An 18,364-nucleotide genomic window follows, 5' to 3' on the forward strand; every position below is an offset into this window, starting at 1 on the left:
GAAGCGAACTGTTTGTAACGCTTGTTTTCGCATTTGGCAGATCCGTCGCTGTTCAGGCTGCTCCGCCAACAAGGCGGGCTTCAGGCCGCGCTTACCATCGTCGCCCCGCGCCGCAGCTGGAACGGCAAAAATTCGGACATTTCTGAAGTTCCCGACCGGCACGTTGAACGGCAGCTCCTCACCGAAGCCGACATCAAGATTTCCTGCAGCCGGCGTCGCAGAACGATGGAAAGTAGGCCGTTACAATCACGTGGGATTTTTGGGCACAAAGGCGAGAAAAGCAGACCTCGTTCAGACGATTGTTGGCACCCTCTGCACGGGGAAGATGTGCGTGATCTCGCCGGTCGGCTCACACCGCGCAATGATCCCTACGCGAACCGCCGGAAGTCGATCTTCCGGAAGGTCGGGTGCGTTGGCCGCCACACTCTCCACCATACCTTTGTAGACCGCGATTCTGTTCATGATGCTGTCAGGCGGGTCGCACGTAAGGACAGTCACATCGGCGTCGAACCAACCAAAACATGCCATATGATAGAGGTCGCAATCTAGGAAGTCCCGACGGGTCTTGAGCTGCATCGCTTTGTTCGCCGCTTCAATCCCTTCGACGGCCTGCGGCACAAGCTTTCGGCCTTTCGCGTAGAAAACATCCCAAAGACGCTTGGCTATACGAAACCGGCTGAGCTGCGATTGACCCGTCACCAACAGGAGCACGGCGAGCTCGTTATCGATCTCTTGCGCGATCGATTTTGGAAAGACGCTCTTCAAACCGTAGTCCCAAGCCAGCGAAGAGGCGATCTGAAGCGTTAGATCGATCTGTGAACAGGGACCAGTGATACAAAAGTCGAACAGCGCATGGCCTTCCTCCGGAAGGTAGGAGCGCCGCTCACCCGCTCGAGCCGCGAGACTGCTCTGAGCTAGTTGTGGAAGGGCAGCGTACTTGGCTCGCGCTTCGTTGATCACTTGGTCGAGCAGTTGTCTTCGAGATTGGCCCGTTGATGGGCGGGTTGGTACGCCAATGTCAGGAACCACGGTCCCGAGCACCTCAAGTATCTGGAATGGCGTCATGCAGAAGCCGGTCTCGGCAGCCTCTGCTATACGAGCCCTTTCGATCTCTTCGTTTAACCGATGAATCACTGTACCGCCCGTACTGGTGATGGCGTATTGCATGATATTAGTGTCGAGGATCATCAGCCGACGCGAGGAAGGTGGCGCGATGGGCAGGCGCAGGCTGGGGATTGGGAAATCGGCCGGGGGTGTGAGCATCGCCATATCGGTCCGGTTTGCACCTTGGACTCTACACACTCAAGACATCGTACCGTGTTCCCGCCCGGATAGTGCGCGCCTAGCCCAGCAGTGAACGCACTGGTCGAGGCAAATCCTCAAGCATTTTTTCGACAACGCGATCGAAAGCGTTCGCCGTATTATCAAGAAGCCGGTCCCGCCGCTTCAGATAGCGGCCGATAGCATAGGCCGCGACATCCGCGATCTGCAGGCCGGCAAGGGCGTTGGAGTCTGCTAGCAGAATACCGCCGCCTGCAAGGTGAGGCGCATTCGGCACCGGCAAGAGAGTTGGACCCGGCTTGTTATTGTCCTTGTCAAAAATGAGAAAAGCCGGCGCACGATCGGCGAGGTACCCGACCTCGCGAGGTCGGCTCTGGCGGCGGCAATCGTCTTCTCACTGTGTTTAGGTATCGTCGGAGTATGCGAACGGATCGGCGTGTGCGCTACCCCGCTGAAGGGGATGCAGCTCTTGCGGGGTGCATGTGGTGCGGTGTGGAGCGGCGGAAGACGTACAAACCTGTGTGATCAGCGAGAGGTGATCGCCAGCTGCTCGACAACGGGGAGGCTCTTATGCGATCATTCGAAACGCTCGATCCGCTTCCCACTGTCGGCATTCGTTCACCCTTTGGCTTGCTTGGTGATCTTCCATGATGCGCGATAGAGAATCCTGCCCGGTGATCGTTCGAAGAAGGCCTTGTGCGCCAGCAGATCTCCAAACTTAGTCCTCTTGTAGCTTCGATAATGGTCAGTAAAAAAGAGGCCCCGCCGTTGCTGGGCGTCTCTAAATCGAAATCAACCCTGGTTGCTTAGACCGATTTGCCTATTTACGGAGTCGTGCGTAAAAACTTTAGAGAGACCTCGGATGGCGACCAAAAATGATCCAACTGTTGGCAACTGGGCTAGGAAACTCGGGCTTGTAGCTATCGGCATCTTTGCCCTTTCATTCTTAGGTTCACGTCTAGCTGTTTTTGCGTCAAAATTCGTAACGGGTGATCCCGGGTGGGCCCAAGCGATCGGGTCTGTATTAGCGATCTTGGCGGGCTTTGCCGGCGTCCTTTATCAAGTCGGCCAGTCAAAAGCCGATGCCAAAGAACAACGAGACGAGCGTGGGCGAGCAGCACATCTCTTAGCGTATGACGCTTTTGAGACCGTTACCGAGCGCCTTCAGGCTATGTTGAAGGCAAGCCGAGCTTACCCTACGCACAGATTGCGCGGTGAGCGAACGAACGAGATGATTGCAGCGATGCGGGAGATCGACACTTCAACGCTTCCACCCATAATGCTAGCTGATTTCATTCGCCTACGAAGTCGCGTATTCGCGATAAATCAACGCATCACGGAAATCTACAAGTCGGAAGAAAAAACTTCAAACGGCAATTCTGGAAGAAATAAGGGCGAACGGCGGAAGCGGTTAAACAGCGCCGTACAAGTGTGGAAGGAAGCCCTGACCTACTTTGATAACATCCAGACGACAGCTACGGGAATAGGTGGATCACCGCAGGATCTTACGAAGCCTGTCGAGATCACCGGGTACGCGTATCCTGATACCCAAATCTTTCCTCGCAGGTCTGTGCTAAAAAGAATAAGCGAAACGCTCATAAAGTGACATGACCACCGGCACATGAAGGAATGCAAACAAGCGATACGTTCCTGCCGCTTTTAAGCTGCTCCTTCTCGTGAAACATAAAACGATAGGGGCGCTAATCAACCGACAGTACATACCGAAGTGAGGGGCGGCGTCCGAGCTAACCCTAGGGCTCTCCGATACCGAGCAGGCTGCAACAGTGACAATCTCGGTGCCGTGTAACGCTCCGCTCCGAAATAGAGACAAGGGATACCGCGCGAGTGGATGTCTCCGGTTGCCAAGTACCCTTCAGCGTTGCAGGTTCCACATCCCGGCGAGCGACGGGGCCGGGGGATGAATGACGGGGCTTATTTTGGGAGTAAGGGAAGCCGCGGCAGGGTTGCGCTCACTACCGACCGATCCCAAGCTGGATACGTCGACCGACCAGCTAATGGCGCGGCTCTACGTGCCGGCGCTTACTCGGTCCGTATCGTATGACCGTGGGGTCGGTTTCTTTACCTCAGGGTGGATGCGTATGGCTGCCGCGGGATTACGCGGACTTGCTGAGAACGGAGGGTCAGCGAGAGTCATTGCTAGTCCGATGCTGGAGCCGGGAGATGTCGCCGCGCTAGCAGAGGGCAGTGACGCGCTCCGCAACGAGACGTTGCGAGCGACGCTTCAACGGAGCCTTGACGAGTTGGAGGCGACGCTTGAAACGGACACGCTCTCAGCGATATCGTGGATGGTAGCGGATGGCCTACTGGAGTTCAAAGTCGCCTCGCCGGCGAACGCACTAGACGGCGACTTCCACGACAAGTTCGGCATTTTCACTGACTCCGCGGGAGACAGCATCGCCTTTCACGGCTCGCCCAACGACAGCGCAAAGGCGTTCCGCAATTACGAGTCCATTAGCGTCTTCTACTCCTGGATTGACGAGCGGGAAAGACAGCGAGTGTCGGCGGAGCGCCGCCGCTTCGAGCTGCTATGGGAGAATGCCGATCCGAACGTCCGGACGTTCGCGATGCCAGAGGCGATCAGGCGTAATCTGATCCAGTTCCGTGACCGTGCGCCGCGACCATATAGCCCTCCTGCGCGATCGCTAGAAGATCCGCGGTGGCGCCACCAAAAGGAAGCACTCGCGCGCTTCCTCGAGGAGCGGCGCGGCGTGCTGGAAATGGCGACAGGCACGGGCAAAACGCGGACCGCGATCAGCATCATGGACGAACTGTTCGAGCGGGACGCAGTTCGGACTTCGGTCATCACGGCTTCCGGCACTGATCTACTTGACCAGTGGTATGGAGTTTTGGGTGGCGGCTCACGGCCGGTCTACCGCGCCTACGAGCGGCACCATGAGGCGCAGGCTTACCTCAACGATCCCGAGGACGCGGTGCTACTCACGTCACGACTCAACCTCGCTTCGGTCCTTCCCCGTCTTGCCCCCAAGCTGGTGCGCGAAGGGCTAATCGTATGCGACGAGGTTCATGGTATGGGCGCGCCGTCTTTGGTCGAGAGCCTACCTGGGCGCATAAAGCCCTTCGGGTGGCGACTCGGCCTCAGCGCAACACCTGAGCGAGAATACGACCAGGACGGCAATGATTTCGTCGAGCGGGAGATCGGGCCCGTTGTTTTTGAGTTCGGTTTGGAGAAGGCGATCCGCCGCGGGATCCTCTGCGAGTTCGATTACCTTGAACTCCAATATGAATTCTCGCTCGATGACAAGGCAGCGGTCCGGCAAGCAATCAAGCGCTATCACGCCCGGGCAAGGATGGCGGATGCACCGCCGATAGAAAGCCTGTATCAGGAGATTGCACGCATCAGGAAGCTATCGAAGGAGAAGCTGCCGCCGTTCGCCGAACTGGTGGCCGAGCGACTGGAGATCCTTCATCGAAGCCTGATATTCGTTGAGACCGCAGAGTATGGCCTGCTTGTGCAGGACATATTGATGTCAACGGGCATCGACTTCCACACGTATTACGCGGACGATGGCCGATCCTGTTCCTCGATCATGCCTAGCGCCGTCGTCGCACTTTCTTGCGCGCCTTCAGCACGGGCAAGCGCGGTTTCGGCGACGTCGATCGCCAGCACCTCCAGCGCGAACACCGCGCCCGCGATTGGTGTGCCGAACACCGCGCCGAACCCGGCCGCGATGCCGCCCATCAGCAGGATGCGGGTGCCGTCCGCATCAAGCTTGAGCGCGCGACCGAAGCCGCTGGCGAGACTACCGCCCAACTGGACGGCGGTGCCTTCCCGCCCAGCCGAACCGCCGAACAGATGCGTCACCACCGTACCCAAGAAGATCAGCGGTGCCATCCGCAACGGCACCCCGCCGCCCGGTTCGTGGATTTGCTCGACAATGAGGTTGTTGCCGCCCTCCACTGAACGGCCGGTCAAATGGTACAGTAACCCGACCACGAAGCCGCCTACCGGCAGCAGGTAAAGCAGCCAGGGCCATGCGAACCGCAGGCGTGTAACCGCATCGAGGCTCCATAGAAACGCAGCACACAGCGTCCCGACGAGTGCGGCCATCGGCACCAGGATCAGTGCCCAGCGCATGACCGACACGGCGTGATCGTGACGATTGCGCGCGAACGCCGTGACGTTCAATTCGGTAATGAGAGTACGAAAGGTGGCGCGCACGATTCCTCCTTGCTGCCTTGCGGCGCTTGGTAGGAATCATCGGCCCTTGCGAGGGCGGTTCGGCCGAATAGCCCGGCGGAAATCCATCGCCGTTGCCGCGCATATGTCGTCCGAGGGCAAACTCGTCAACGGCCGTGTCTAGTCAAATTTCTCATTTCACCATCGTCTCGGAAACGCTGGTATGCCCCGTTCTATTCCTAGATAGCTGTGCGCTCGATCAGTAGCTGTGGCGGGACGGGGTACCACAGCCAGTTAATAGACAGGGGCGGTTGCCCGCCCCTATCCAGCTTTTAGCCGTGCTTCATGCCACCCTTGGCATGATCGCAGCAGTCAGCAGCCTTGGCTTTTGCGCCATCCTTGCAGCAGTCCGCACCGTCCTTGCAGCACGCCATGTCGGCGCAGCAATTGGCGACAGCGGCGAATGCGCCAGTCGACAGGGTGAGGGCGAAGGCAGCGCTGATGAGCTTGAACTTGGTCATGATATTCTCCGAAATTTACGTGTGATGGTGTTCGACGTCACACGGTTTGCGGAGGGGGTGTGGCCGGAGCGTATGCCATTCCCAAAAGGCCGGTCTGTGGAGCCGGCCAAGGCGATAGACGGGAGGAAGGAACCAGCCCGATATGCTCGACGGTTTCGCCGGCAACAGCAACGCACGGTATGGCGCAAGCCGACGCAGGGGCCTTTTTGATGGGAGCGCCTGCAGATTTGCTGGCGCAGTCCATCATCGCGGACGCAGCCGGAGGCGCGGCCATCGCCATCGTCTCGCAGAGCGGGCCAAGCCGGACCAGCAACATCACCGCCAGGACGAAAAACGCCATGGAATGCAATATCTTGGAGAGTGGGCGAGCCCGGCGTTTCATTGGATGCATCTAGAAGCACACTCAGTGATGCACAATGTCGCAGGAGCGGTTTGCCACACTAAGCGGACTTTACTCGCCTTTCCGATACGTTGGTGAGGTTGCGATGCTCGAAAGGTCCGCGGCGCTATCGATCGGCACGCCTGCCTCCTTTCGCTCGGAATAGCGATCGACCAGTTGAGCGGTGTGCGGGCGTAGCAGGACCGTGAAGCGTACCAGCTCTTCCATCACATCCACGATCCGATCGTAATAGCTGGACGATTTCATCCGGCCGGCGTCGTCAAACTCGGCAAACGCCTTTGCGACGCTGGATTGGTTGGGGATCGTCACCATTCGCATCCAGCGGCCGAGGACGCGCAGGGTGTTCACGCTGTTGAACGACTGCGACCCGGCCGACACCTGCATGACGGCGAGCGTGCGGCCCTGCGTCGGGCGCATCCCCCCCATCGACAGCGGCAGGTGATCGACTTGCAGCTTCATGATCCCGGTAATCTGGCCGTGCCGCTCGGGGCTGCACCACACATGCCCTTCCGACCACATCGACAGTTCGCGCAGTTCGTGGACGGCCGGGTGATCGTCCCCCGTCACTTGGTCGGGTAGCGGCAGGGTCGAAGGATCGAAGATCCGCGTTTCGCAGCCGAAGAATTGCAGCAGGCGAGCAGCTTCTTCGACGCAAAGCCGCGAGAAGGACCGCTCCCGCAGGGAGCCATAGAGCAACAGGATGCGCGGAGGCGGATCACCAGCGCCCAGCCCAAGGGCAGGACGATCGAGCGCATAGCGCCGATCGAGCGCGGGCAGATTATCAGGATCGGAGAGAATGCGGAGCGGCATCAGGCGGTCCTTGGGCCAAGCAGAATGATACAGGTGCCGATCAGGCAGAGCGCCGCTCCACCAGCATCCCAGCGATCGGGCCTCACCCCTTCGACAGCCCACAGCCAGACTAGCGATGCGCAGATGTAGACGCCGCCATAGGCAGCATAGGCCCTCCCCGCTGCGTCGCTATCCACACGTGTCAGCAGCCAGGCGAACAGCATCAGCGAGACCACGCCCGGAGCCAGCCATAGGGGCGATTTGTCCAGCCGCAACCATGCCCAAAAGGCAAAGCAGCCCGCGATTTCCGCAAGCGACGCGGCAAGGTAGACGAGTGCCGTCATACCATGCTGATCCTGATCGCGAGTGCAGCGAGCGTTACCAGCAGCACCGGGATCGTCAGTGTCGCGCCAACCTTGAAGTAATAGCCCCAGCCGATCCGGATGCCCTTTTGCCCGAGGACATGCAGCCACAGCAGCGTCGCGAGCGAGCCGATCGGCGTGATCTTAGGGCCAAGATCGCACCCGATCACGTTGGCGTAGATCATCGCTTCCTTGATCGCGCCCGTGGCGTGGGTCGCGTCGATCGACAGCGCGCCTACCAGCACGGTCGGCATGTTGTTCATCACCGACGACAGCAGCGCGGCGATGATCCCGGTCCCGAACGCGGCACCCCACACACCGCCTTGCGCGGTACGATCGAGCAGGCTGGCAAGGTGATCGGTCAGTCCAGCATTCCGCAGGCCGTAGACGACCAGGTACATGCCGAGCGAGAAGATCACGACCTGCCACGGCGCGCCGGCCAGCACCTTGCGCGTCTGGATGACATGGCCGCGCGCGGCGATGACGAGCAGGAGGACCGCGCCGGCAGCGGCAACGGCGCTGACCGGCACGCCGATAGGTTCGAGCAGGAAGAAGCCGGCGAGCAGCAGGGCGAGAACGACCCAGCCCGCCTTGAACGTGGCACGGTCGCGGATCGCATCAGCAGGCGTGCGGAGCTGCGCCACATCGTAGCTCGCCGGTATGTCACGTCGGAAGAACAGCAGCAGCGCAACGAGTGTCGCGGCGATCGACGCCAGATCGACCGGCACCATCACCGAGGCATAATCGGCAAAGCCGATCCGGAAGAAGTCGGCCGACACGATATTAACGAGGTTGGAGACGATCAGCGGCAGACTGGCGGTATCGGCGATGAACCCCGCAGCCATCACGAACGCCAGCGTCGCCTTGTCCTTGTATCCCAGCGCACGCAGCATCGCGATGACGATCGGCGTCAGGATCAGCGCCGCGCCATCATTGGCGAACAGCGCCGATACCGCCGCGCCGAGCAGGACGATCAGCACGAACAGCCTGCGACCATGCCCCCCGCCCCAGCGGGCAACGTGAAGCGCCGCCCATTCAAAGAATCCGGCTTCGTCGAGCAAAAGGCTGACGATGATGATCGCGACGAACGTCGCGGTCGCATTCCAGACGATTCCCCACACCACCGGCACGTCGGAGAGCGAGACGACCCCGACGAGCAGCGCGACCGCCGCGCCGCCCAGGGCGCTCCATCCAATGCCGAGGCCCTTGGGCTGCCAGATGACGAGTGCGATCGTGGCGACGAATATAGCGAGCGCGAGCAGCATCAGGCGATGCGCTGACCCGACGCGTCCACGACCTTTTCGCCGTCTTCCTTGGCAAACGCGCTCTGTTGGGGCTCGGGCAGCAGATCGAGAACCACTTCGGAAGGTCGGCACAGCTTCACGCCAAGCGGCGAGACGACCAGCGGCCGGTTGATGAGGACCGGATGCGCCATCATCGCGTCCACCAGCGCGTCGTCGGACAGCGACGTGTCGCCCAAGCCTAGCTCCGCATAGGGCGTGCCCTTCTCACGTAGCAGATCGCGGGGCGTGAACCCGGCGCGATCGATCAGCTCGACCAGCAGCGCGCGCGCAGGCGGTGTCTTCAGATATTCGACCACATGCGGCTCGATGCCGGCATTGCGGATCATCGCCAGCGTGTTGCGCGACGTTCCGCATTCGGGGTTGTGGTAGATCACGATATCGACGGCCACGGCGCGTCCTTTCAGCAGCAGGGGGTGAGTTCGGCCAAGAGCGGTGCGCACAGTTCAGGCGAGCCGGCGCAGCAGTCTTTGACGAGGAACAGGGTCAGCGCGCGCAGCCCGTCCAGATGGGCGTGGTAGATGATTGACCGGCTATGCCGCTCGGAGCGAACGATGCCGGCGCGCGAGAGAATGCCGAGGTGCGCGGACATAGTGTTTTGCGGCACGTCGAGCTGGCGGGCGATTTCGCCGGCCGCCATTCCATCTGGTTCGTGCCGGACCAGTAGGCGAAACACGTCGAGGCGTGTGCCTTGTGCGAGAGCGCTAAGCGCAGCAATGGCCGAATCGTTTTCCATATATCCAGCATAGAGGATATGTCAGACTTGGCTAGTTCGAGATTTCCGAGGCCAACCTTCTCAATTTACGATCCTTTTTGAGAAAGGCCGCAGCGTCAGCCGACGTCCGCTGACGCCATCTGCCTTCCCAAAAGCGGAACGTCCGCTTTCCTTCCCATCTCGGACATTCCCGAAACTCGATCGAAAGGGAACCTGCTCGCTAGAGCCGCTTTTGCAGGAAGATAAGCTTTTGGCCGATAGGATGGTCGTCCAGCGTGCCGAACACCTCAAACCCCAGCTTCTCATAAAAGCCGCGGGCTTGGAACTCATGGGTGTTCAGCCAAATTCCGACACAGCCGTTGGCTCGGGCGATCCCTTCCGCCTCGCTCATCAGCGCCTTGCCATAGCTTCCGCCTCGATACTGCTCCGGGACGGCCAGAAGCTCTACAAAGAGCCAATCGTAAACGCACTTGCCCCATAAGCCGCCCACATGATCACCACGCTCATCGGTCAGCATTATCGCCACAGGGCGGATGCGCGGATCGCCCGCTTGACGGATGTTGTAGGCGCGCAGTGGCGCACTTATTGCCTCGCGGTCCGTCTCGGAGGGGCTGTCGGGGATAGTGATTCGTAGCGTCATCGAAGAAGCGTATCTGAACCCCGTTCTGCGACATAGTACCTCCTCGCACACGAACCAAAGCGGGAGACGGTCGCCAGCCGGTCGCGCTGACGGCCACCCAATGTTGCCAGCTTCCCAGATACTGTTGCCGTTGCCTGTCCGAAATTGCCGTTTGAAGATGGTAAGCTGGAAAGGAGGTGTTGAACGAATGGTCGCTTTCGAGAGTTCAAACTCCCCATTTTAGCGGCTGTGTCCGGGCGTTTTGGACCGCCCTTATTTCCCGATCGGGGGCCTGCTCGGGAAAGCCACATGCGGCCCGTCAGACACCCAGATGCTCCAAGGCTGTCTCGACGGCTGCCATAATGTCAGCACTGACGCGCATGATAGGTAGCGGCGGATCGCCGACCGAAAGGGAGAGCCGGTCAGCGACAACGTACATCACCCGCAGACTGCCATACGCTTTGAACAACGCCCATAAGGGGGCGAAAGCAGCGTCGATCGCGGCCACCTCAGCGGCATCGTCATCCTGCGCTGCACGCGTCATCCGCAGCGACGGTTCAGGCAACAGGCCCGCAACGACGCTAAACCAAGCGTCGCAACCTGCGAGCAGTGACGGGGCGGCGCCCCAATCGCCGCTGTAGCCAATCGCGAATTTTTCGGGTGTTGAAGCGCGGAGCCGCGCCAGCTCGCCGGCATAGTCGTCATCCGCCCGCAGCGGCATCTTGATCCCGGCGATGCCGGGTATTGTCGCCAGCTCGCCGATCAGCGCGTCGGAGAAGCTGAAATTGGTCGTACCGGGATTGTTGTAGATGCAAAGCGTCAGCGCCGTGGCACCGGCGACGGCGCGGTAATGGGCCGCAGCTTCGCCATCGGTCAGGGGGGTATAGGACATGGGCGCGATCAGCAGGCCGGATGCCCCGGCCCGCTCCGCATCGACGGCAAACTCGATTGCCCAGCTTGTCCGCAACGCGCCGATACCTACGACCAGCGGCACCCGCCCGCCTGTCGCCTCCACCGCCGCAGCCACGGCCCGGCCGCGCTGGATGCGATCAAGGTAGGCGTAGATGCCGGTGCTGCCGAGCAGCCCGATAGAGTCCACACCGGCCGCCACCAGGCGCTCGACCAGCATGCCGATCGCCGTGGTGTCGACGATCCCATTGGGATCTGCGGGAGTAAGCGGGAAAGCCGACAGGCCGGTGAACAGCGTGGACATGAGTGAGCCTTTTGGTTCAGCAGGCGGTGAAGAGCTTCAGGCCGGCGCTGGTAAACACTATGGCGAGCCTTCCTTCGATCCAGCGGCGCGCGCAGGCGTAGCCGCGCACCATCGGCTCGGTAGAGAACACAGGCGCATACAGCCGCCACGCGGACGCTGCAAAGAAGCTCGCGGAAGTTCGGAACATTCAACAAGGCTTGATGCCTCTGTCCAGTGCCGGGAAACCCCTGCGTGGGGTTTCCCGGCAGCCCGTTCGTCGTCAGCGCATATCAGGGTCCATTCTATGCGTTGATCGTCATTCCGAGGCCGATGACTTCTTACCGGGCGATCCCGATCAATGCTGTCGCTGTGTAACCACTCGCGACACTACCGGTAAATGTTGGCGTCTGCTGCGCAAGCTGCGCGGCTGTATTGTCACCAAACACGTTGTCAGTGCTGAGTGACAGACCTGCAAAGATACCTTTTGCACTTGGATACGTCGTTGTGTCTGCGAAGACAGTGTTACAAATCGCTGCTGGCATACAAAGCTGCGAGGTCAAGATAGAGTATTTTCCGCTGAGTGCATTCGAGAGCGACGAGAAAACCTCGAAATGATAATGCGGCCACCGACCGTCATAGGCAGGCGGAAAATAGGTGGTGAAGGTGACCTGTCCGTTAGCGTCGGTGACCTGGACACCGCGAAGGTAGCTCTCGGCCGCGGCTGTATAGAGTGAGTAATGGCCATACCGATCGGCGTGCCACAGATAAACGGCGTATCCGCTGAGTGGCGCGCACGCGGCGTTGACGTTCACCAGCGTCAGGGTGACAGTAACGAGCACCCCTCCTGCGTCCGTCGTGGTGCTGATAAAGCTCTTCCGAATATCGCTTCGCACGATCCTGCTTATGGTAAGGATATTGCTCGTCGATCCGCTGGCTGTGTTGGTGCCATCGCCTGGATAGGGGCCTGCGGTTTCCGTTGGATCGGCAATGCACGTGGCTGTGCTCGTCGGAGTAGCTGTCGTTGTGGTCGTTGTGGTGGTGGTGGTCGGCGTCGGCGTTGCGGTGGTCGTCCCGCCCGAAACGACAGAAACAGTCCCGGAACTGTCGCTGCTGCTTCCACCGCATCCCGTCACCAGCGCAGCGGTGCCGACCCCGGCAAACCACTTCAGAGCGCGCCGACGATCAGCAAGACGGTGCATGAGGACCAAGTCCTCGGCCAGGCCGTGACCGTGCTCTGCTTCTTCGATCATGTGCGGGTCGTTCATGCGTCTCTCCTCGTGCTGTAAATCACGCTTGTCGGGGAGGCGCTGGACGACCGTATTTCGGGACTGGCTGGATTTATTGCAGAATATTTCAGCAGGGCAGTACGACTAGGATTTGCGCGCCGTTTTCGCTTGGCTCGGACGTCACCCGTCCTCCGTGGCGGGTGGCGATGGCCCGAGCGATAGCGAGTCCAAGGCCCGTGCCGCCGGTTTCCCGATTACGGGACGGGTCGCCGCGAACGAACGGCTCGAAGAGACGTTCGGCTTGTTCAGGATCTATGCCTGGGCCGTCATCCTCCACCGTGACAGCCACCGCTCCGTCGAGCTTACGCCATCCAACGCGTGCGCGGTCGCCATAACGGATGGCGTTGTCGATTAGATTGGCGAATAGCCGTCTCAGCGCAGCAGGGTCACCTACCACCACCACGCGCGCATCAGGAGTGATCGTCACATCCTTCCCCGCTGCACGCGTGTCCTCGACCAAACTGTCGAGCAGGCTCCCCAAGTCGAAGCGGAGCGCTGGTCCTTTCACGAGTTCGTCGCGTGCGAAGCCGATCGCTGCACCGATCATTGCGCGCATTTCATCGACATCGGCAGCGGCGCGCGCGCGCGCCGCTTCGGGCAGACCCTCAATGTGGAAGGCGAGGCGCGATAAGGGCGTTCCAAGATCATGCGCAATGGCCGCGAGCATCGTGGTGCGACCTTCCACATGGTGACCAATACGATCGTGCATGTCGCTAAATGCGACAGCCAATTCGCGTACTTCGCGCGAGCCTTCTTGCGGTGCCGCCAATGGCGAACCTATCCGCGCAGCTTGGGCTGCGCTGGCAAGATGCTGGAGCGGACGCGAGATGCGGCGGGTGATTATCCAGGCCGGAATCGACAGAAGGATCAGCGCGAATCCCATCCCGCCAAATGTTACAACGTGCCAGCTGGTTATGAGTGGACGATCGGGGCTGCGAACGGTGCGCCACTTGTCCATCGTACGCCCGGACACAGTGAACCCACCACGGACCTCGCCTGCCTGCTCTCGCTCTTGCTCTCGCTGAGCGTAGAAGCCGAAAACCGGGCTTCCCAGAGCTCGGGCGAGGGCGGCATCATGCTCAAGGTCTGGCGTTTCGTCGGGGCGGGCGGGTTGCCGTCCTGGAAGAACGATGAGGCCTGGCACGACCGTGCCACGCAAGGCTGCCAAGATGTCCGTATCAGGAATCGGTCTTGGACGTGGCGGGGGGCCATTGAACGTGATCGCGAACGTGACGACAGTCGCGAGCACGATTGCGGCGATAACTAACAGGAAGATCGGTTGCGCAATCGACGCCGCGCGTTTGGCGGGCATATCAGCGCCGCTGCACATCGGCGGTGAACAGATATCCTTCGTTGCGGACGGTCCGGATCAGCTCTTCACCGCCGCGCCCATCGTCGCGCGCGAGCTTACGACGCAGGCGGCTAACTTGGACATCGATCGCACGGTCGAACTGTTCCGCGTTCATGCCGCGCGAATGATCGAGTATGAAGTCGCGCGTCAGAACACGGCGCGGGTGCTCGATCAGCGTCAACAGCAGGCGAAACTCGCCATCGGTTAGATTGATGAGCACTTCGTCGGGATCGAGCAGTTCGCGCGCAACCGGATCCACGCGCCATCCAGAAAAACGAAGGAACACCCGGCTTCGAACAAGCGGCGCTGACGTACTCGCACCTCTGCGCAGGACCGCGCGGATGCGTGCCAGTAGTTCGCGCGGGTTGGCGGGCTTGGCCAGATAGTCATCAGCCCCCATCTCCAAACCGATAATACGATCGACTTCTTGCCCGATCACTGAATGCATGATGACGGCAGGGCCGGTTGTTCGATCGAGGGAGCGAAGGATCGACAGTCCATCTTCGCCCGGCATCATCACGTCGAGAATTACGAGATCATAACGGTCGCGTGCCAGCGCGGCGCGCATCTCGGAGCCGTTCGGCACGGCATCGACCACAAAGCCGTGCCCGACAAGAAACGCGGTGGTCAGCTCGCGAATGCCCGGATCGTCATCGACAATAAGGAGGCGGGTCGAGAGATCCATCATATCCTGTGGGGCTGGTGCAATGTCGAGCATAGCACGACCGCTGCCCCGGCAACGTATCCGTAGCATTGCGGGGCTGCAACAATCACGAACGAGAGCGCAGCGCCGACGAGGTCCAAAACCGGTCGGAACTGTTAGATTACCATGCCGTCTCCCTCTGATCGTCTTTGTTCAGATCCAGTTTGAAAGAAAGGCGAGGCGCTGTGCGTAAACGGCCGAAAACGACCCTTGTTTATAGGTCGCCAGTGAGAAATTGCGCAGTCCCGAACCCAAAGCTCCAGTCCGCGTCGCTATTCTCGATCACAGAGAACATCACATCCTGCGGCTCAATCCCGCAACGCTCCGCAAGGCCGCGCGTCACCGTCTGGTAAAATGCCTGCTTCATTTCCTGCGAGCGAGGGCGCGTCGTCATATGGATCAAAACACGCTGTTCGGTACGCTCGAAGCCCAACCCAGTATCTTCCATGACAAGATGAGTGGCTTCGTGTTCGGTGACGATCTGATAGCGGTCACGAACCGGCACCTGGAACGCTTCCACCATCGCTTCATGGATGACCTGCTGCAATTCGGCGACTGCATTTGCAGGGCGACCCGTGACGATATGAATGTTTAGCAGCGGCATTACTGGTCCTTCCTATTGCGAACGGCGTTCAGTTCGCGCGCAAGTGTTTCAATGAGGGTGGTGGCAGGCAGGGCTCGCGAAAGCGGCGCTCCCTGTCCCGCCCATTGCGCGCCGAAGCCGTGTTCACCGCGCGCTTTGGCAGCTGCATGGAGGGCTTTGCCGGCGTCGTATGCAATGGGGTAGTCGGGCGGCAACCGCTCGGAGAGGTGTTCGACCAACGCGGTAAAACGATTGGCAATCGCTCGCGCGGGGCGTCCTGAAATCAGCGGTGTCAGAGTCGTGTGATACGCTCCCGGACCGGTCAATGCGGCGCGGTAAGCATCATCAGCAGCGGATTCCGGACAAGGTACGAAGGCCGTGCCGAGTTGCGCTGCAACCGCGCCGAGGTCGAGTGCGGCTGCGATGCCCGCCCCATCCATGATCCCGCCGGCCGCGATAATAGGGAGCTTGGTTTTCCGTACCAGCAGGCGCGCCAGCGCAAGCGTACCAAGAGCATCGTCGGGCTTTGCCGGATCGAATACGCCCCGATGTCCGCCTGCCTCGATACCTTGCGCCACAATAGCATCAATACCGGCTGCCTCGATCGCGTGCGCTTCCTCTAAGCTGGTGGCAGTCGCCAGCAGGTAGATCCCGCGCGCGCGCAGAGCGGAAAGCGCGTCAGCAGACGGCAAGCCGAAATGGAAGCTGACGACGGGAGGTTTCAGCGCGAGCAGCGTTTCCAGCATGTCGGCATCGTCGGCAAAGCTCTTATAGATCGTCCGCAATGCCTTGGGCGGCTCGGCGTCGAACTCGGCAAACAACGGCGCGAGCCATTCCAGCCACGCCCGTTCACGCTCCGGATCGGCCGTGGCGCTGCCGTGGACAAACAGGTTGACGTTGAAGGCGCCGTCGATGTGATCGATGCGTGCGCGGGTTTCCTCGATCATCGCGCGCGCACCCTTGGCGTCGGTCGCACCGACCCCGATCGATCCTAGCCCGCCCGCATTTGACACCGTTGCGGCCAGCGTCGGCGTTGAGACACCGGCCATCGGTGCCTGAACGATGGGAAGCGTCATGTTGAGCCGGTTGAGCATCCTCGCCTCCTATGCCGCAAACGCTTCGTCAGTCGGACCGAACAGTTCGTAGTGAACCTGTCCCGATGGTACGCCCGCCCCGATCAGGCCGGGAACGAAGGAGCGCAGGAAGGGACGCGGACCGCATAGGTAAAAGTCGGCTTGCTCGAATGGCGTGTTGGCTTTCAGCCAGTCGACCGTAACTAGCCCGGCTTCCGCATCGTCCGCCTCGCTGCGCCGTTCGTAAAATGTATGGACCTTTGTACCGCCATGCTGACCGGCCAATTCGCGGATATGCGCATCGAGAGCGTGCGCCTCACGGCTTGCCGTCCCGTGGACGTACCAAACGCGAGCGGCGGGATGCGCCTCCGCAATCATTTCCATCATGCTGACCATGGGGGTCAGTCCCACACCGCCAGACAGCAGTACGATCGGGCGCTCCGGCACGTCGGCGAGAAAAAAATCGCCGGCAGGCGGCGTAGTTTCTACGATCACGCCAGGGAAACCGTGGTCGTGCAGGAACGCCGACGCACCCCCGTCTGCCTGCCGCTTCACGGTGATGCGATAATGATCGTCGCTCGGGCCGGACGAAATTGAGAAGTTGCGTTTTAAACCGGGCAGGCCCGCAGCGTCGAAGCGGAACGTGAGGTACTGGCCGGCGCGATGGCGCAGCACTGGACGACCATCGACGGGCTTGAGAATGAACGACACAATGCCTTCGCTCTCCGGCCGACGCTCAGCGACGACGAACTTGCGCCAGTCGGTCCACCCACCTTCGTGCGTCATAATCTCGGCGCGGATCGTGTCTTCGCGCCCCGTCAGGATATTGGCGAGAAACCAATATGCTTCGCCCCAAGCAGCTAGAATTTCTGGCGTGGCAGCGTCGCCGAGCACTTCCTCGATCGCGCCGAGCAAGGCTGTTGCGACGTAGGGATAATGCTCGGTTTTGATGGCGTAGCCGACATGCCTTTGCGCGATCCGTTCGACCGCAGGCCCAAGCGCACCAAGATTCTCGATGTTGCGAGCGTAGGCAAGGACGGCGGTCGCAAGCGCATGGACCTGTGCGCCGTTCTCCTGATTGGCTGTGTTGAACAACGCGGCAATCTCCGCGTCTTCGAAAAGCCGGCGATACATCGCCCCAGTGATGGCGCTGCCATGCTCGGCCAGCGCTGGAACGGAGGCCTTCACGATGGTGATGGTTTGCGGTGACAACGACGCGGACATGGGCGACTCCATAAAGAGGTATTCAGAATACTTCTATTATTGTCGCCATATACATGCAACCCAAATACCGGTATTAGCGTATCTGAATGAAGCTGACCCGCTACACTGACTACGCGCTGCGCGTGCTGATCCACCTCGCGGTGCATGAGAACGAGCTGGCCTCTATCGGTCGGATCGCTTCGCGTTATCTGATCTCGCAAAATCACCTGATGAAGGTTGTGCAGGACCTCAGCCGTGCCGGCTTCGTGGAAACGATCCGAGGACGGAATGGGGGATTGCGGCTGGCGCGGCCAGCAGCAGAAATCAACGTTGGCGATTTGGTGCGTCACACCGAGGGCGGCTTTGACCTGGTGGAATGCGGTGGTTGCGTGATCGCGCCCGCGTGTGGCCTGCCGCGCGTCTTGGCTGAGGCGACAAAGGCATTCCTTGCCACGCTGGATCGCTACACGATCGCGGATCTTTCTACCCGACCGGCCGATCTACGCGCGCTATTCGCGTTGCGTGATACGGATGCCGCAGTCTCGGGTGATGTGTTGGACTCAGATGGCATTACCATGAGTGACGATCAGCATAGCTAAGCGAGCGCGAACAGCCCTTCGTCTTTCCAATATACCATTCGAAACGAGAACGCCCCGGCCTTCTCGGTCGCCGTTCGTTTACGGGAAATGGCATCGCCTCACTGTCAGTTTACCGTCATTGGTTGCAGGAGTTTCGGAGCGGCGCTGCCAGCGGGAGGATCGAGTACGAAGCGGGGATAGGAAAGGATCAGGCCCGTGTTCGGAAGCGTGACGCTTCGCACACCGCC

19 protein-coding genes, 2 pseudogenes and 1 riboswitch are annotated in these 18,364 nt (G+C 60.5%); of the genes and pseudogenes, 3 read left to right on the forward strand and 18 right to left on the reverse strand.

Features of this window, described 5'->3' with window-relative positions; translation table 11 throughout:
- Window positions 1-291: 291 nt before the first annotated feature.
- Together C8J40_RS19605 and C8J40_RS19610 are read right to left on the reverse strand one after the other, a co-directional pair.
- Complete coding sequence (locus C8J40_RS19605; protein WP_132898461.1) at window positions 292-1,269, reverse strand: hypothetical protein; 978 nt, start codon at window positions 1,267-1,269, stop codon at window positions 292-294.
- A 73-nt stretch (window positions 1,270-1,342) separates the two neighbouring features.
- The gene (locus C8J40_RS19610) at window positions 1,343-1,558 is read right to left on the reverse strand and encodes a DUF3800 domain-containing protein (RefSeq protein WP_165911551.1); all 216 of its coding nucleotides are present in this window, start codon (window positions 1,556-1,558) and stop codon (window positions 1,343-1,345) included.
- Between the two features lie 585 nt (window positions 1,559-2,143).
- Here C8J40_RS19610 and C8J40_RS19615 point away from each other — a divergent pair.
- Window positions 2,144-2,887, forward strand: coding sequence for a hypothetical protein (locus C8J40_RS19615; RefSeq protein ID WP_132898462.1), 744 nt, complete (start codon window positions 2,144-2,146; stop codon window positions 2,885-2,887).
- 979 nt (window positions 2,888-3,866) lie between these two features.
- Window positions 3,867-4,415 (forward strand): annotated as a pseudogene (locus tag C8J40_RS20960) (DEAD/DEAH box helicase family protein); the annotation flags it as partial.
- Between the two features lie 503 nt (window positions 4,416-4,918).
- Here the strand turns inward: C8J40_RS20960 and C8J40_RS19625 are convergent.
- The 16 genes and pseudogenes from C8J40_RS19625 to hmpA all read right to left on the reverse strand — a co-directional run.
- Window positions 4,919-5,482: pseudogene (locus C8J40_RS19625) on the reverse strand (chloride channel protein); the annotation flags it as partial.
- 23 nt (window positions 5,483-5,505) lie between these two features.
- A riboswitch (Fluoride riboswitch) is annotated at window positions 5,506-5,582 on the reverse strand.
- A 190-nt stretch (window positions 5,583-5,772) separates the two neighbouring features.
- Window positions 5,773-5,961, reverse strand: coding sequence for a hypothetical protein (locus tag C8J40_RS19630; RefSeq protein ID WP_041394287.1), 189 nt, complete (start codon window positions 5,959-5,961; stop codon window positions 5,773-5,775).
- A 451-nt stretch (window positions 5,962-6,412) separates the two neighbouring features.
- Window positions 6,413-7,171, reverse strand: coding sequence for an arsenical resistance protein ArsH (gene arsH, locus C8J40_RS19635; RefSeq protein ID WP_132898463.1), 759 nt, complete (start codon window positions 7,169-7,171; stop codon window positions 6,413-6,415).
- Entirely contained in the window at window positions 7,171-7,494 is a 324-nt protein-coding gene (locus C8J40_RS19640) for a YnfA family protein (protein WP_056015373.1), read from the reverse strand. Before C8J40_RS19640 ends, arsH begins: the two co-directional genes overlap by 1 nt.
- Window positions 7,491-8,777, reverse strand: coding sequence for an arsenic transporter (locus C8J40_RS19645; RefSeq protein WP_132898464.1), 1,287 nt, complete (start codon window positions 8,775-8,777; stop codon window positions 7,491-7,493). The genes C8J40_RS19640 and C8J40_RS19645 overlap by 4 nt, the downstream gene beginning before the upstream one ends.
- Window positions 8,777-9,205 carry an arsenate reductase (glutaredoxin) gene (gene arsC, locus C8J40_RS19650; protein WP_132898465.1) on the reverse strand — a complete coding sequence of 143 codons (429 nt, stop codon included), beginning with the start codon at window positions 9,203-9,205 and terminating at the stop codon, window positions 8,777-8,779. The genes C8J40_RS19645 and arsC overlap by 1 nt, the downstream gene beginning before the upstream one ends.
- An 11-nt stretch (window positions 9,206-9,216) precedes the next feature.
- Window positions 9,217-9,549 (reverse strand): metalloregulator ArsR/SmtB family transcription factor, encoded by a 333-nt coding sequence (locus C8J40_RS19655; protein ID WP_132898466.1) that lies wholly within the window; start codon window positions 9,547-9,549, stop codon window positions 9,217-9,219.
- Between the two features lie 199 nt (window positions 9,550-9,748).
- Entirely contained in the window at window positions 9,749-10,168 is a 420-nt protein-coding gene (locus C8J40_RS19660) for a GNAT family N-acetyltransferase (RefSeq protein WP_132898467.1), read from the reverse strand.
- Window positions 10,169-10,466: 298 nt separating this feature from the next.
- Window positions 10,467-11,360, reverse strand: a complete 894-nt coding sequence (locus C8J40_RS19665; protein ID WP_132898468.1) for a dihydrodipicolinate synthase family protein — start codon at window positions 11,358-11,360, stop codon at window positions 10,467-10,469.
- Between the two features lie 16 nt (window positions 11,361-11,376).
- The gene (locus C8J40_RS19670; RefSeq protein ID WP_207901315.1) at window positions 11,377-11,547 is read right to left on the reverse strand and encodes a hypothetical protein; all 171 of its coding nucleotides are present in this window, start codon (window positions 11,545-11,547) and stop codon (window positions 11,377-11,379) included.
- Window positions 11,548-11,677: 130 nt separating this feature from the next.
- Window positions 11,678-12,604, reverse strand: a complete 927-nt coding sequence (locus C8J40_RS19675; protein WP_243693517.1) for an intradiol ring-cleavage dioxygenase — start codon at window positions 12,602-12,604, stop codon at window positions 11,678-11,680.
- Between the two features lie 88 nt (window positions 12,605-12,692).
- Entirely contained in the window at window positions 12,693-13,937 is a 1,245-nt protein-coding gene (locus C8J40_RS19680; RefSeq protein ID WP_165911552.1) for a HAMP domain-containing sensor histidine kinase, read from the reverse strand.
- A gap of 1 nt (window position 13,938) precedes the next feature.
- Window positions 13,939-14,661 (reverse strand): response regulator, encoded by a 723-nt coding sequence (locus C8J40_RS19685; protein WP_207901317.1) that lies wholly within the window; start codon window positions 14,659-14,661, stop codon window positions 13,939-13,941.
- 232 nt (window positions 14,662-14,893) lie between these two features.
- On the reverse strand, window positions 14,894-15,283 hold the full coding sequence (locus C8J40_RS19690; protein ID WP_132898471.1) for a tautomerase family protein: 390 nt from the start codon (window positions 15,281-15,283) through the stop codon (window positions 14,894-14,896).
- Window positions 15,283-16,356: a nitronate monooxygenase gene (locus tag C8J40_RS19695; RefSeq protein WP_132898472.1), complete on the reverse strand. Its 1,074-nt coding sequence runs from the start codon at window positions 16,354-16,356 to the stop codon at window positions 15,283-15,285. The genes C8J40_RS19690 and C8J40_RS19695 overlap by 1 nt, the downstream gene beginning before the upstream one ends.
- Window positions 16,357-16,365: 9 nt before the next feature.
- Entirely contained in the window at window positions 16,366-17,559 is a 1,194-nt protein-coding gene (hmpA, locus tag C8J40_RS19700; RefSeq protein WP_132898473.1) for an NO-inducible flavohemoprotein, read from the reverse strand.
- Between the two features lie 86 nt (window positions 17,560-17,645).
- On the opposite strand from hmpA, the gene C8J40_RS19705 reads away from it, so the two are divergent.
- Window positions 17,646-18,137 (forward strand): Rrf2 family transcriptional regulator, encoded by a 492-nt coding sequence (locus C8J40_RS19705; protein WP_132898474.1) that lies wholly within the window; start codon window positions 17,646-17,648, stop codon window positions 18,135-18,137.
- The last annotated feature ends 227 nt before the right edge of the window (window positions 18,138-18,364 follow it).

The sequence above is a fragment of the Sphingomonas sp. PP-CC-3A-396 genome (genome assembly GCF_004343105.1).
In the GTDB taxonomy this organism is placed as follows: domain Bacteria; phylum Pseudomonadota; class Alphaproteobacteria; order Sphingomonadales; family Sphingomonadaceae; genus Sphingomonas.

Bases quoted from the DNA above. Each gene is read 5' to 3' on its own strand.
- C8J40_RS19605 (WP_132898461.1), bottom strand. From the start codon at position 1,269: ATGGCGATGCTCACACCCCCGGCCGATTTCCCAATCCCCAGCCTGCGC.
- C8J40_RS19615 (WP_132898462.1), top strand. From the start codon at position 2,144: ATGGCGACCAAAAATGATCCAACTGTTGGCAACTGGGCTAGGAAACTC.
- C8J40_RS19630 (WP_041394287.1), bottom strand. From the start codon at position 5,961: ATGACCAAGTTCAAGCTCATCAGCGCTGCCTTCGCCCTCACCCTGTCG.
- arsH (WP_132898463.1), bottom strand. From the start codon at position 7,171: ATGCCGCTCCGCATTCTCTCCGATCCTGATAATCTGCCCGCGCTCGAT.
- C8J40_RS19640 (WP_056015373.1), bottom strand. From the start codon at position 7,494: ATGACGGCACTCGTCTACCTTGCCGCGTCGCTTGCGGAAATCGCGGGC.
- C8J40_RS19645 (WP_132898464.1), bottom strand. From the start codon at position 8,777: ATGCTGCTCGCGCTCGCTATATTCGTCGCCACGATCGCACTCGTCATC.
- C8J40_RS19655 (WP_132898466.1), bottom strand. From the start codon at position 9,549: ATGGAAAACGATTCGGCCATTGCTGCGCTTAGCGCTCTCGCACAAGGC.
- C8J40_RS19660 (WP_132898467.1), bottom strand. From the start codon at position 10,168: ATGACGCTACGAATCACTATCCCCGACAGCCCCTCCGAGACGGACCGC.
- C8J40_RS19665 (WP_132898468.1), bottom strand. From the start codon at position 11,360: ATGTCCACGCTGTTCACCGGCCTGTCGGCTTTCCCGCTTACTCCCGCA.
- C8J40_RS19670 (WP_207901315.1), bottom strand. From the start codon at position 11,547: ATGTTCCGAACTTCCGCGAGCTTCTTTGCAGCGTCCGCGTGGCGGCTG.
- C8J40_RS19675 (WP_243693517.1), bottom strand. From the start codon at position 12,604: ATGAACGACCCGCACATGATCGAAGAAGCAGAGCACGGTCACGGCCTG.
- C8J40_RS19680 (WP_165911552.1), bottom strand. From the start codon at position 13,937: ATGCCCGCCAAACGCGCGGCGTCGATTGCGCAACCGATCTTCCTGTTA.
- C8J40_RS19685 (WP_207901317.1), bottom strand. From the start codon at position 14,661: ATGGATCTCTCGACCCGCCTCCTTATTGTCGATGACGATCCGGGCATT.
- C8J40_RS19690 (WP_132898471.1), bottom strand. From the start codon at position 15,283: ATGCCGCTGCTAAACATTCATATCGTCACGGGTCGCCCTGCAAATGCA.
- C8J40_RS19695 (WP_132898472.1), bottom strand. From the start codon at position 16,356: ATGCTCAACCGGCTCAACATGACGCTTCCCATCGTTCAGGCACCGATG.
- hmpA (WP_132898473.1), bottom strand. From the start codon at position 17,559: ATGTCCGCGTCGTTGTCACCGCAAACCATCACCATCGTGAAGGCCTCC.
- C8J40_RS19705 (WP_132898474.1), top strand. From the start codon at position 17,646: ATGAAGCTGACCCGCTACACTGACTACGCGCTGCGCGTGCTGATCCAC.